Annotated in this window: 11 protein-coding genes and 3 pseudogenes; all 14 read left to right on the top strand. The window is 39.6% G+C overall.

All coding sequences use genetic code 11. From position 1 onward, the window contains the following. Positions 1-60: 60 nt before the first annotated feature. Positions 61-375: a YdcP family protein gene (locus J9537_RS03470; protein ID WP_000420682.1), complete on the top strand. Its 315-nt coding sequence runs from the start codon at positions 61-63 to the stop codon at positions 373-375. 15 nt (positions 376-390) lie between these two features. After that, the gene (locus J9537_RS03465) at positions 391-777 is read left to right on the top strand and encodes a YdcP family protein (protein WP_000985015.1); all 387 of its coding nucleotides are present in this window, start codon (positions 391-393) and stop codon (positions 775-777) included. 28 nt (positions 778-805) lie between these two features. After that, a pseudogene (locus J9537_RS03460) lies at positions 806-1,789 on the top strand (FtsK/SpoIIIE domain-containing protein); the annotation flags it as partial. Positions 1,790-2,478: 689 nt separating this feature from the next. Beyond that, entirely contained in the window at positions 2,479-4,290 is a 1,812-nt protein-coding gene (ltrA, locus tag J9537_RS03455; RefSeq protein WP_224453673.1) for a group II intron reverse transcriptase/maturase, read from the top strand. 101 nt (positions 4,291-4,391) lie between these two features. Beyond that, a pseudogene (locus tag J9537_RS03450) lies at positions 4,392-4,790 on the top strand (ATP-binding protein); the annotation flags it as partial. A 177-nt stretch (positions 4,791-4,967) separates the two neighbouring features. After that, positions 4,968-6,173, top strand: coding sequence for a MobT family relaxase (mobT, locus tag J9537_RS03440; protein ID WP_000398284.1), 1,206 nt, complete (start codon positions 4,968-4,970; stop codon positions 6,171-6,173). 42 nt (positions 6,174-6,215) lie between these two features. Continuing rightward, positions 6,216-6,437 (top strand): hypothetical protein, encoded by a 222-nt coding sequence (locus tag J9537_RS03435; protein ID WP_001009056.1) that lies wholly within the window; start codon positions 6,216-6,218, stop codon positions 6,435-6,437. Positions 6,438-6,553: 116 nt separating this feature from the next. Then, positions 6,554-7,051, top strand: a complete 498-nt coding sequence (locus J9537_RS03430) for an antirestriction protein ArdA (protein WP_000342539.1) — start codon at positions 6,554-6,556, stop codon at positions 7,049-7,051. Between the two features lie 88 nt (positions 7,052-7,139). After that, positions 7,140-7,532, top strand: coding sequence for a conjugal transfer protein (locus J9537_RS03425; RefSeq protein ID WP_000723888.1), 393 nt, complete (start codon positions 7,140-7,142; stop codon positions 7,530-7,532). Then, positions 7,516-9,963 (top strand): conjugal transfer ATPase TcpF, encoded by a 2,448-nt coding sequence (gene tcpF, locus J9537_RS03420; protein WP_000331160.1) that lies wholly within the window; start codon positions 7,516-7,518, stop codon positions 9,961-9,963. Before J9537_RS03425 ends, tcpF begins: the two co-directional genes overlap by 17 nt. Positions 9,964-9,965: 2 nt before the next feature. Next, positions 9,966-12,143: a CD3337/EF1877 family mobilome membrane protein gene (locus J9537_RS03415; protein ID WP_000804748.1), complete on the top strand. Its 2,178-nt coding sequence runs from the start codon at positions 9,966-9,968 to the stop codon at positions 12,141-12,143. Next, a complete protein-coding gene (locus J9537_RS03410; RefSeq protein ID WP_000769868.1) occupies positions 12,140-13,141 on the top strand; it encodes a bifunctional lytic transglycosylase/C40 family peptidase in 1,002 nt (333 codons plus the stop codon). The genes J9537_RS03415 and J9537_RS03410 overlap by 4 nt, the downstream gene beginning before the upstream one ends. Further along, on the top strand, positions 13,138-14,070 hold the full coding sequence (locus tag J9537_RS03405; protein ID WP_001224318.1) for a conjugal transfer protein: 933 nt from the start codon (positions 13,138-13,140) through the stop codon (positions 14,068-14,070). Before J9537_RS03410 ends, J9537_RS03405 begins: the two co-directional genes overlap by 4 nt. A gap of 313 nt (positions 14,071-14,383) precedes the next feature. Further along, positions 14,384-14,431 (top strand): annotated as a pseudogene (locus J9537_RS20865) (hypothetical protein); the annotation flags it as partial. Position 14,432 lies beyond the last annotated feature (1 nt).

Here is a 14,432-nt window from a genome sequence, read left to right as displayed (position 1 = left end):
CACTCTTTAAGACCATCAAACATTCATTCAGCCAATAAAAAAGAAAGGATAGGTAAAAATATGGAACTTAAATTTGTGATTCCCAACATGGAAAAAACATTCGGCAATTTAGAATTTGCTGGCGAGGATAAAGTCGTTCAGCGAAGAATCAACGGACGGCTAACTGTCTTATCAAGAAGCTATAATCTCTATTCTGATGTTCAAAGAGCAGATGATATTGTGGTGGTGCTTCCTGCTGAAGCTGGCGAAAAACATTTCGGCTTTGAGGAACGTGTGAAGTTAGTCAATCCACGTATTACCGCAGAGGGCTACAAAATCGGCACTCGTGGTTTTACAAATTACCTTTTACATGCTGACGACATGATAAAAGAATAAAGAAAGAGAGGAAAAATGATGAGATTAGCAAATGGCATTGTATTAGATAAAGACACGACTTTTGGAGAATTGAAATTCTCTGCTCTACGTCGTGAAGTGAGAATCCAAAATGAAGACGGGTCGGTTTCAGATGAAATCAAGGAACGTACCTATGACTTAAAATCCAAAGGACAAGGACGCATGATTCAAGTAAGTATTCCTGCCAGCGTGCCTTTGAAAGAGTTTGATTATAACGCACGGGTGGAACTTATCAATCCCATTGCGGACACCGTTGCTACTGCCACCTATCAAGGAGCAGATGTTGACTGGTATATCAAGGCAGACGATATTGTGCTGACAAAGGATTCTAGTTCATTCAAAGCTCAACCACAAGCAAAGAAAGAACCGACACAAGACAAATAGTCGCTAGGTAGAAAGGAGACTTTTTCGCATGAAACAGCGTGGTAAAAGGATTCGCCCATCTGGTAAAGATTTAGTCTTTCATTTTACGATAGCGTCACTCCTGCCTGTTTTCCTGCTGGTTGTCGGACTGTTTCATGTGAAGACAATCCAGCAGATCAACTGGCAGGATTTTAACCTATCACAAGCAGATAAGATTGACATTCCCTATTTAATTATCAGTTTCAGTGTCGCAATTCTTATCTGCTTGCTGGTAGCGTTTGTATTCAAACGGGTTCGCTATGATACGGTTAAACAACTTTACCACCGTCAAAAACTGGCAAAGATGATACTTGAAAACAAGTGGTATGAATCTGAACAGGTCAAAACAGAGGGTTTCTTTAAAGATAGTGCTGGTCGTACAAAGGAAAAGATAACCTACTTCCCTAAAATGTATTATCGACTTAAAAATGGCTTGATACAGATACGGGTGGAAATCACGCTGGGAAAATATCAAGACCAACTCTTACACTTGGAAAAGAAATTAGAGAGTGGCTTGTACTGTGAGCTGACGGATAAAGAGTTAAAGGATTCCTATGTGGAATATACTTTGCTCTATGACACCATAGCCAGTCGTATTTCTATTGATGAAGTAGAAGCTAAAGATGGTAAACTTCGCTTAATGAAAAACGTATGGTGGGAATATGATAAGCTCCCTCATATGTTGATTGCTGGTGGTACAGGTGGCGGTAAAACTTACTTTATACTGACACTGATTGAAGCCTTGCTTCATACAGATTCAAAACTGTATATTCTTGACCCGAAAAATGCTGATCTTGCGGACTTAGGTTCTGTGATGGCAAATGTCTACTATAGAAAAGAAGACTTGCTTTCTTGCATTGAAACATTCTATGAAGAAATGATGAAACGTAGTGAGGAAATGAAGCAGATGAAGAACTATAAGACTGGCAAAAATTATGCTTACTTAGGTCTCCCGGCACACTTCTTAATCTTTGATGAATACGTCGCTTTCATGGGTGCGAATCGTTTTCCTACAAGCATCGAATAGATGTGAAATGGAAGCCTATTGAGATTATCAATAGTGACAACTAATGTTTTGAGAGATGGAATGAAAGCCTTCAAGTTGAGCTGAAACATCCCCGCTAATACTCCTACATGCTCTAATCAATGAAGTAGATTGGTTTTGGTATGAAGCTAGGTGAAGTCGTCTGAAATCTGCCTAAGTGCTTGAGCATAAGGCTGACTATAGGGCGGGCGGCTGAAAAAGATAACTATGGTAAGAATGTCTGAAAATGACTGACGAATCTGCGAATGTACGGGTCTAAAAGGCTGATCTTATTGAAAGATAGGAACATACGGACGTATGGTGAGATACCGACAAGTAAGGTTCCATGATATGAAAATCGGGATAGCTAACGAAGAAGCTATAATTTCACAGGCTCATAGTAGATACCTAAGGTTATACATGATAGCTAAAAACATTGGAACGATGTAAGCAGAAAACTATCAATTAAATGACTACTTCTAGATAGGTGCATATAAGTAATAACGAAATTGCTTTGTTTCTGTGAAAGTAAGGGCACAGTACCGATGAAGCGTCTAACAAATGTGGAGGGATAGCCCTAAGTCTATTTAATAACAATGAATGTTGAAACAGATGAAGTTCAAGGATCTGGTAAGAACGTGGGAAAATCCGTTATGGAGGTGCCACGCTTGAACACAAAAATACGTTACTGGGAATATTATGATCTACAAGAAACATTCGATCAGCTATTTACTCAAAGTAGAAACGGGAAAAAGTTTTATCAATTATATGAGTTAATCATTTCTGAAAATAATATTCTTTTAGCATACCGTACTATCAAGGCAAACAAGGGGTCTTCGACACCAGGAACGGATTCCTTCACAATTGATAACTATAAGGAAATGAACCAAGCAGAGTTTATCCATCTTATTCTCAGTCATTTAGAAAATTACAAACCAAAATCCATAAAGCGAGTAATGATACCTAAACCCAATGGTGAGAAACGCCCATTAGGAATTCCATGCATGATTGATCGAATGATCCAACAGATGTTCAAGCAGATACTGGAGCCAATATGTGAAGCTAAGTTTTATGAACATAGCTACGGTTTCAGACCATTGAGAAGTGCAAAGCATGCTCTAGGTCGCATTATGTATCTCATAAACATCAGTAAAATGCACTATGCAGTAGACATTGATATCAAAGGTTTCTTTGATAATGTAAACCACCGTTTACTGATAAAACAATTATGGAATATAGGAATTTGTGACAAACAAGTCTTAGCTATTCTTTCAAAATCTCTGAAATCACCCATTCAAGGAGAAGGTATCCCGAGCAAAGGAACGATCCAAGGAGGTATCATTTCTCCACTATTATCTAATGTTGTTCTAAACGACTTAGACCATTGGGTCTCAAAGCAGTGGCATACCTTTGAAACAAAGTATCCCTATACTAAAGGTTACAATAAATTTCGTGCTCTAAGAGATACAAATCTAAAGCAAGGCTATATTGTCAGGTACGCAGATGACTTTAAAATCATGACTAATGATTATCCGACAGCATTAAAATGGTTCCACGCTGTCAAGCTTTACCTAAAAGACAGACTTAAATTAGATATTTCCAATGAGAAGTCTAAAATCGTCAATTTGCGTAAATGTAAGTCGGAATTTTTAGGATTCGCTATTTGCGTGAAACAAAAAGGGAAAAAATGGGTTTGTAATTCACGTATTTCTAACAAAAAAAAGGATCAGATTAAAGAAGAGATTAAACAAAGAATCAAAGATATTCAAAAGAGTCCTACAGCACAAAATGCTCTCCTGTTTAATGCTCTCGTGCTCGGTGTTCATAATTATTTCAGGTATGCCACTCATATTAATTTAGATTTGAATAGGATGAACTACGTTCTTTCATTCACTACTTACAACCGATTATCAAATTGTAGTACAAGATGTTACCCCAACAAAGCTTCCCCAACTTACAAAAAGTTTTACTCAACAACGATGAAAACTTATAAAGTAGCTGGAGTCTATTTGTACCCTCTTTGCGACGTATCTACAAAAACAATTTACGGATTTAATACGGAGGATACACCGTTTACTCCGTTTGGTCGTCAAAGATTGGAGCACAAAAGCCTACAGTCTCTTGTGTTCCAAGAATTAAGAAAATTGATGGAATCGAAAATACCGAATAGAACGGTTGAGTATTTAGATAGTAGAATATCTCGTTACTCAATGAAATCAGGCAAGTGTGAGATTACAAAACAATTTTTGCCAGCAAAAGCCGTTCACTGTCATCACTATTTGCCAAAAAGTCTTGGTGGAGACGACAAATTCGATAACTTGAGAATTATTCATAAGGATATCCATCTTCTGATCCATACAACAAATAAAATGATAATCGATCACTACGTGCATGAACTGAAACTGGTGCCAGAGCAAATAGCAAAAATCAACCTTTATCGAAAGATGTGTAATCTGCAAAACATTCAATAGAAAATAAATAGATGGAACGCCGTATGAGGTGAAAGTCTCACGTACGGTGTGGAGCGGGGGAAAAGATGGAGATTATATCAAATTCTTACCTATCGCTATAAATGCTGGGAACAAAAGAAAACACCGCAGTTATGAATAAGCTGAAACAGATTGTCATGTTAGGTCGTCAAGCTGGCTTCTTTCTAATACTGGCTTGTCAACGTCCAGACGCAAAATATTTAGGCGACGGAATCCGTGATCAGTTTAATTTCAGAGTGGCTTTAGGTCGTATGTCTGAAATGGGCTATGGCATGATGTTTGGCAGTGACGTACAAAAGGATTTCTTCTTAAAGCGAATCAAAGGTCGTGGCTATGTTGATGTAGGAACAAGTGTCATATCAGAGTTTTATACTCCCCTTGTACCAAAAGGATATGATTTCTTGGAGGAAATTAAAAAGTTATCCAACAGCAGACAGTCCACGCAGGCGACGTGCGAAGCGGAAGTCGCAGGTGTGGACTGATCTTGCTGGCTGGTGTGGCAATAGCCACGCCAGCACTTAACCCCCCGTATCTAACAGGGGGGTACAAATCGACAGGAAACAGTCAAAAAAACATTAGAAAATCCTTTGGTTACAAGGGATTTACAAAATTTCAGCGTATGTCAAATGGGCTTTAAAAGTTGACATACGCCTTTTTGATTGGAGGGATTTTTACTGAATGAACAAACTTGGTTACAGCATTTAAAAGAAAAACGCTTGGCTTATGGACTATCTCAAAACCGTTTAGCTGTTGCGACTGGTATTACAAGGCAGTATCTAAGCGATATTGAAACAGGAAAAGTCAAGCCATCAGAGGATTTACAGCAGTCCCTTTGGGAAGCTCTGGAACGCTTCAATCCCGACGCTCCCCTTGAAATGCTGTTTGATTATGTAAGAATTCGCTTTCCGACAACAGACGTACAGCAGGTGGTCGAAAACATCTTACAACTGAAACTGTCCTATTTTCTTCATGAGGACTATGGTTTCTATTCTTATTCAGAGCATTATGCTTTAGGCGACATATTCGTCCTTTGCTCCCATGAACTGGACAAAGGAGTTCTGGTGGAATTGAAAGGTCGTGGGTGCAGACAATTTGAAAGCTATCTTCTGGCACAACAAAGAAGCTGGTATGAGTTCTTTATGGACGTTTTGGTGGCTGGCGGTGTGATGAAACGCCTTGACCTTGCCATTAACGATAAGACAGGGATTTTAAATATCCCTGTACTCACTGAAAAGTGCCAACAGGAAGAATGTATCTCCGTCTTCCGCAGTTTTAAAAGCTATCGCAGTGGCGAACTGGTACGCAAAGAGGAAAAGGAATGTATGGGAAACACCCTCTATATCGGTTCATTACAAAGTGAAGTTTATTTCTGTATCTATGAAAAGGACTACGAGCAGTACAAGAAAAATGATATTCCCATTGAAGACGCAGAAGTAAAAAACCGTTTTGAGATTCGATTGAAAAATGAGCGTGCCTATTATGCAGTCCGTGATTTACTCGTCTATGACAATCCAGAGCATACCGCCTTTAAAATTATCAATCGGTATATCCGTTTTGTAGATAAAGACGATTCCAAACCTCGTTCTGATTGGAAACTGAATGAAGAATGGGCTTGGTTTATTGGGAACAATCGTGAACGATTAAAACTAACCACAAAACCAGAGCCTTACTCCTTCCAAAGGACGCTGAACTGGCTATCTCATCAAGTTGCCCCGACCTTAAAGGTTGCGATTAAACTTGATGAAATCAACCAGACGCAGGTTGTAAAAGACATTCTCGACCATGCGAAACTGACAGACCGACACAAGCAGATTTTGAAGCAACAGTCAGTAAAAGAACAGGACGTGATAACAACAAAAAAATAACTCAAATACAAATTCATTGAATATAGAGAGGAGAACATTTTTATGAATTTTGGACAAAACCTTTATAACTGGTTTCTATCAAACGCTCAATCACTGGTGCTTTTAGCAATCGTTGTGATTGGCTTGTATCTTGGCTTCAAGCGTGAGTTTAGCAAACTGATTGGCTTTTTAATTATTGCGATTATTGCGGTTGGCTTAGTCTTCAACGCTGCTGGAGTAAAAGACATTTTACTAGAGCTATTCAATCGCATTATTGGTGCTTAAATAAAACCGTTCTTTTGTGGAATATAAGTGGTTTTCTTATGTTCCGCAAAGGAATGGTACACCAAACGAAGTGCGGTAGGGATTTTTGAATCTCTACAAAGAAAGGACGTGAATATATGGACGATATGCAAGTCTATATTGCGAATTTAGGCAAATACAATGAGGGCGAATTGGTCGGTGCGTGGTTTACCTTTCCCATTGACTTTGAGGAAGTCAAAGAGAAAATCGGCTTGAATGATGAATATGAGGAATACGCCATTCATGACTACGAGTTACCCTTTACGGTTGACGAATACACTTCCATTGGCGAACTCAATCGACTATGGGAAATGGTATCGGAATTACCCGAAGAATTACAATCGGAGCTATCTGCTCTGCTCACTCATTTTTCAAGCATTGAAGAACTAAGCGAACATCAAGAGGATATTATCATTCATTCCGATTGTGATGATATGTATGACGTGGCACGCTACTACATTGAAGAAACGGGTGCTTTAGGCGAAGTACCAGCTAGTCTTCAAAACTATATTGATTATCAAGCCTATGGTCGGGATTTAGACCTTTCAGGAACGTTTATCTCAACCAATCATGGGATTTTTGAAATCGTCTATTAAATCTGTCGGTACATTACTACTGGCAGATTTTCTATTTTACGGGGTGGCTCAATCAGCTACCCCTATTTTTTATGAAAGGATTGATTACATGAAGAAAATACGAAGCTATACCAGTATCTGGTCTGTGGAAAAGGTACTGTATTCTATCAATGATTTTAGACTTCCGTTTCCCATAACCTTTACGCAAATGACATGGTTTGTCGTGTCACTCTTTGCAGTGATGATACTTGGCAACTTGCCCCCTCTTTCCATGATAGAGGGAGCATTTCTCAAATACTTTGGGATTCCTGTGGCTTTCACATGGTTTATGTCTACAAAAACTTTTGATGGTAAAAAGCCTTATGGATTTTTGAAGTCTGTCATTGCTTATGCACTGCGACCAAAGCTGACCTATGCAGGAAAAAAAGTAACGCTTGGCAGAAACCAGCCACAAGAAGCCATTACAGCAGTTAGGAGTGAATTTTATGGCATATCCAATTAAATACATTGAAAACAATCTCGTCTGGAATAAAGACGGGGAATGTTATGCTTACTATGAGCTTGTTCCTTACAATTACTCATTTCTAAGTCCAGAACAGAAAATACAAGTGCATGATTCTTTCAGACAGCTTATCGCACAAAATCGTGATGGCAAAATTCATGCTTTACAAATCAGTACAGAATCCAGCATACGTTCTGCACAAGAGCGTTCCAAAAATGAAGTCACTGGCAAGCTCAAAGCGGTTGCCTATGACAAAATCGACCAACAGACAGACGCTTTAATATCCATGATTGGCGAAAATCAAGTGAACTACCGTTTCTTTATCGGCTTTAAGTTGCTTCTCAACGATCAGGAGTTTTCTATGAAAAGTCTTACCGTTGAAGCAAAAAATGCTTTGTCTGATTTTGTCTATGATGTGAACCATAAGCTGATGGGCGATTTTGTTAGTATGAGTAATGATGAAATCCTGCGTTTTCAGAAGATGGAAAAGCTCTTAGAAAATAAAATCTCTCGTCGTTTCAAAATCCGCAGGTTAGATAAGGACGACTTCGGCTATCTGATTGAACACCTTTACGGACAGACAGGCACTGCCTATGAAGAGTATGAGTACCATCTATCAAAGAAAAAGCTGGATAATGAAACGCTGATTAAATACTATGACTTGATTAAGCCTACTCGCTGTTTGGTGGAAGAAAAACAGCGATATTTGAAAATCCAGCAGGAAGATGAAACCGTCTATGTAGCTTACTTTACCATTAACAGCATTGTCGGAGAACTGGACTTCCCGTCCTCTGAAATCTTCTACTACCAGCAACAGCAATTTACATTCCCGATTGATACGTCAATGAATGTGGAAATTGTAGCGAATCGTAAAGCCCTATCTACTGTCCGCAATAAAAAGAAAGAACTGAAAGACTTGGATAACCACGCTTGGCAAAGTGATAATGAAACCAGCTCCAATGTGGCGGAAGCTCTGGAAAGTGTGAATGAGCTGGAAACCAATTTAGACCAAAGCAAGGAATCTATGTACAAGCTGTCTTATGTGGTAAGGGTATCAGCAAATGATCTTGACGAACTCAAACGTCGTTGTAATGAAGTGAAAGATTTTTATGACGATTTAAGCGTAAAACTGGTACGACCATTTGGGGATATGCTCGGCTTACATGAAGAATTTTTACCTGCCAGCAAGCGTTATATGAATGATTATATTCAATACGTGACCTCTGATTTCCTCGCTGGTTTAGGTTTTGGTGCTACTCAAATGCTGGGGGAAAATGAGGGGATTTATGTTGGCTACAGCTTAGATACTGGACGCAATGTCTATCTGAAACCTGCTCTTGCCAGTCAAGGGGTTAAGGGTTCAGTAACCAATGCGTTAGCGTCGGCTTTTGTTGGTTCGCTGGGTGGTGGTAAATCCTTTGCGAATAACCTTATCGTCTATTATGCGGTGCTTTATGGGGCACAAGCAGTGATTGTAGACCCAAAAGCAGAACGTGGCAGATGGAAAGAAACCTTGCCAGAGATTTCCCATGAAATCAATATCGTCACTCTGACTTCTGATGAGAAAAACAAAGGCTTACTTGACCCTTATGTGATTATGAAAAATCCCAAAGATTCTGAATCACTGGCTATTGATATTCTGACATTCCTTACGGGGATTTCCTCTCGTGATGGGGAACGCTTCCCAATCCTTAGAAAAGCCATTCGTGCAGTAACCAATAGTGAAGTACGAGGGTTGATGAAAGTGATTGAGGAATTACGGGTTGAGAATACGCCACTAAGTACCAGTATAGCCGACCATATCGAAAGTTTTACAGACTATGACTTTGCACATTTATTATTCAGTAATGGTTATGTGGAGCAGTCTATCAGCTTAGAAAAACAACTGAACATTATACAGGTTGCGGACTTGGTACTTCCCGACAAGGAAACTTCCTTTGAGGAATATACCACTATGGAGCTTTTATCCGTTGCTATGCTGATTGTCATTAGTACCTTTGCTTTAGACTTTATCCATACAGACCGAAGCATTTTCAAGATTGTAGATTTAGACGAAGCATGGAGCTTTTTACAGGTAGCACAAGGAAAAACACTATCTATGAAGCTGGTTCGGGCTGGTCGTGCTATGAACGCTGGGGTATATTTCGTGACCCAAAATACAGACGACCTCTTAGATGAAAAACTGAAAAATAACCTCGGCTTAAAATTTGCATTTCGTTCCACTGACCTTAACGAGATTAAAAAGACCTTAGCCTTTTTTGGTGTAGACCCAGAGGACGAAAACAATCAGAAGCGATTGCGTGATTTGGAAAACGGGCAATGCCTTATCAGTGATTTATATGGTCGTGTCGGTGTGATACAGTTCCACCCTGTATTTGAAGAACTGCTCCATGCCTTTGATACCAGACCACCTGTGCGAAAAGAGGTGTAAATGTGAAACCATCAATAGTAAACAGAATAAAATCAAACTGGACGCTGAAACGTCTAGGTAAAGTGGCAATGACAGTGGCTTTCACACTTGTGATTGCCATTTTTCTTTTAGCCATGCTGGGAACGGTGGTTCAAGCTGCGGGCTTGGTAGATGATACGGTCAATGTGGCAAATGAATACAGCCGATACCCACTTGAAAACTATCAACTGGATTTTTATGTGGATAATAGCTGGGGCTGGCTTCCGTGGAACTGGTCGGACGGGATTGGAAAACAGGTCATGTATGGACTATATGCCATTACCAATTTTATTTGGACAATCAGTTTGTATGTTTCCAATGCGACAGGTTACTTAGTACAGGAAGCCTATTCCTTAGACTTCATTTCCGCTACAGCAGATTCCATTGGTAAGAATATGCAGACCTTAGCTGGTGTGAGTGCAAACGGATTTTCAACAGAGGGTTTCTATGTTGGATTCCTCTTACTCTTGATTTTGGTTCTTGGGGTTTATGTTGCCTATACGGGACTGATAAAGAGAGAAACCACAAAGGCAATTCATGCCATTATGAATTTTGTGCTGGTGTTTATCCTATCGGCTTCCTTTATTGCCTACGCTCCCGACTACATTAAAAAAATCAATGACTTTTCATCAGACATCAGTAATGCCAGTTTATCACTTGGCACGAAGATTGTCATGCCCCATTCCGATAGTCAAGGCAAGGACAGCGTGGACTTAATCAGAGATAGCCTGTTTTCCATACAGGTTCAGCAACCGTGGCTACTGCTTCAATACAACAGTTCAGACATTGAAAGTATCGGTATTGACCGTGTGGAAAGCCTGCTCTCCACCAGCCCAGATTCCAACAATGGCGAAGACAGAGAAAAAATTGTTGCGGAAGAAATTGAAGACAGAAGCAATACCAATCTAACCATTACAAAGACCATTAACCGTTTAGGTACAGTCTTCTTCCTATTTGTCTTCAATATTGGGATTTCCATATTTGTATTCCTATTAACAGGAATCATGATTTTCTCGCAGGTACTTTTTATCATCTATGCTATGTTTCTGCCTGTGAGCTTTATTTTAAGCATGATTCCATCATTTGATGGTATGTCAAAACGAGCCATAACAAAGCTCTTTAATACCATTTTGACACGAGCTGGAATCACATTGATTATTACGACAGCATTTAGTATTTCAACCATGCTCTATACCTTATCGGCTGGTTATCCGTTCTTTTTGATTGCTTTTCTACAGATTGTGACCTTTGCAGGAATCTACTTCAAGCTGGGCGATTTAATGAGTATGTTTTCTCTACAGAGTAACGATTCTCAAAGTGTGGGAAGTCGTGTGATGAGAAAACCTCGTATGCTTATGCACGCTCACATGCACCGTCTACAGCGGAAACTTGGACGTTCCATGACTACTCTAGGGGCTGGGTCTGCCATTGTTACAGGTAAAAAAGGACAGTCGGGTTCGGGGAGTTCTGCAAGGACACAAGCAGATCACTCCCGACCAGACGGAAAGGAAAAATCAACACTTGGAAAACGTATCGGTCAAACCATCGGTACAGTAGCTGATACCAAAGACAGAATGGTAGACACTGCTAGTGGTTTGAAAGAACAGGTTAAAGATTTGCCGACCAATGCAAGATATGCAGTATATCAAGGAAAATCCAAAGTAAAAGAGAATGTCCGTGATTTAACCAGTAGTATTTCTCAAACCAAAGCGGACAGAGCCAGTGGACGCAAGGAACAGCAGGAACAAAGGCGAAAAACCATTGCGAAGCGTCGCTCTGAAATGGAACAGGTCAAACAGAAAAAACAGCCTGCTTCTTCTGTTCATGAAAGACCGACTACAAGACAAGAACAATATCATGATGAACAGACCTCAAAACAGTCTAATATTCAGACTTCATATAAGGAATCTCAACAAGCCAAACAAGAGCGTCCAGCAGTTAAGTCCGATTTTTCAAGTCCAAAAGTGGAACGCCAAGGCAATACCGTTCAAGAAAAAACCGTTCAAAAGCCAGCAACTTCAACCACTACAGCAGATAGAACTTCACAACGTCCAATCACAAAAGAACGTCCGTCTACTGTTCAAAGAGTACCACTACAAAATACAAGAAGTAGACCACCAATCAAAACCGCCACCATTAAGAAAGTCGGTAAGAAACCATGAAGTTGAAAACTTTAGTGATTGGTGGTTCTGGATTATTCTTGATGGTCTTCTCACTGCTTCTGTTTGTTGCCATTTTATTTTCAGATGAACAGGACAGCGGAATTTCCAATATTCATTATGGAGGTGTGAATGTTTCCGCAGAAGTGCTGGCTCATAAGCCTATGGTAGAAAAATATGCCAAAGAATATGGCGTTGAAGAATATGTCAACATACTTCTTGCGATTATACAGGTGGAATCGGGCGGTACTGCGGAAGATGTTATGCAGTCCTCGGAATCCCTCGGTCTTCCACCTAATTCATTGAGTACAGAAGAATCCATTAAGCAAGGTGTGAAGTATTTCAGTGAATTATTAGCCAGTAGCGAAAGGCTCAGTGTAGATTTAGAATCGGTTATCCAGTCCTACAATTATGGTGGTGGTTTCTTAGGGTATGTGGCTAATCGTGGAAATAAATATACCTTTGAACTGGCTCAAAGTTTCTCAAAAGAGTATTCAGGTGGCGAAAAAGTGTCTTACCCCAATCCCATAGCCATACCTATCAATGGGGGCTGGCGATACAACTATGGCAATATGTTTTATGTGCAACTGGTAACGCAGTATCTTGTCACAACAGAGTTTGATGATGATACGGTACAAGCCATCATGGACGAAGCACTGAAATATGAGGGCTGGCGATACGTTTACGGTGGAGCTTCCCCGACTACTTCTTTTGATTGTAGCGGACTGACACAATGGACGTATGGAAAAGCTGGAATTAACTTACCACGAACCGCACAACAGCAATATGATGTGACCCAGCATATCCCACTATCGGAAGCACAAGCTGGCGATTTGGTTTTCTTTCATTCTACCTATAACGCTGGCTCTTATATTACTCATGTTGGGATATACCTTGGCAATAACCGTATGTTTCATGCAGGCGACCCAATCGGTTATGCCGACTTAACAAGCCCCTACTGGCAACAGCATTTAGTGGGAGCAGGACGAATCAAACAATGAGAAAGGAAGATTTAATGATGAAATTTAGAAAAAATCAGAATAAAGAAAAACAGATACCAAAGGAAAAGAAACCTCGTGTCTATAAGGTCAATCCTCATAAAAAGGTTGTGATTGCCTTGTGGGTACTTTTAGGGCTTAGTTTCAGCTTTGCGATATTCAAGCACTTTACAGCTATAGATACTCATACTATTCACGAAACAACTATCATAGAAAAGGAATACGTTGATACTCATCATGTAGAAAATTTTGTAGAGAACTTTGCGAAAGTCTACTATTCATGGGAGCAATCCGATAAGTCCATTGATAATCGAATGGAAAGTCTAAAAGGCTATCTGACAGATGAACTTCAAGCTCTCAATGTTGATACAGTACGCAAAGATATTCCTGTATCGTCTTCTGTAAGAGGATTTCAGATATGGACGGTAGAGCCAACTGGCGACAATGAGTTTAATGTAACCTACAGTGTAGACCAGCTCATTACAGAGGGAGAAAATACAAAGACCGTCCACTCTGCTTATATAGTGAGTGTCTATGTAGATGGTTCTGGAAATATGGTACTGGTTAAGAATCCGACCATTACCAACATACCTAAGAAATCAAGTTATAAACCAAAAGCCATTGAAAGTGAGGGGACGGTTGATTCCATTACAACCAATGAAATCAATGAGTTTTTAACGACGTTCTTCAAGCTCTATCCTACAGCGACAGCCAGTGAACTTTCCTACTATGTGAATGACGGGATATTAAAACCAATCGGAAAAGAGTACATCTTTCAAGAACTGGTAAATCCTATTCACAATCGTAAGGATAATCAAGTCACGGTATCGCTGACAGTGGAGTATATCGACCAGCAGACCAAAGCAACGCAGGTATCTCAATTTGATTTGGTACTTGAAAAGAACGGGAGTAATTGGAAGATTATAGAATAACAAATATTGGTACATTATTACAGCTATTTTGTAATCACGTACTCTCTTTGATAAAAAATTGGAGATTCCTTTACAAATATGCTCTTACGTGCTATTATTTAAGTATCTATTTAAAAGGAGTTAATAAATATGCGGCAAGGTATTCTTAAATAAACTGTCAATTTGATAGTGGGAACAAATAATTGGATGTCCTTTTTTAGGAGGGCTTAGTTTTTTGTACCCAGTTTAAGAATACCTTTATCATGTGATTCTAAAGTATCCGGAGAATATCTGTATGCTTTGTATGCCTATGGTTATGCATAAAAATCCCAGTGATAAAAGTATTTATCACTGGGATTTTTATGCCCTTTTGGGTTTTTGAA

Source organism: Enterococcus raffinosus (assembly GCF_019175485.1).
GTDB lineage: Bacteria > Bacillota > Bacilli > Lactobacillales > Enterococcaceae > Enterococcus_A > Enterococcus_A raffinosus.
The sequence above is the reverse complement of the archived record's forward strand: the minus strand, read 5'-3'. Positions and strand labels throughout refer to the sequence as shown.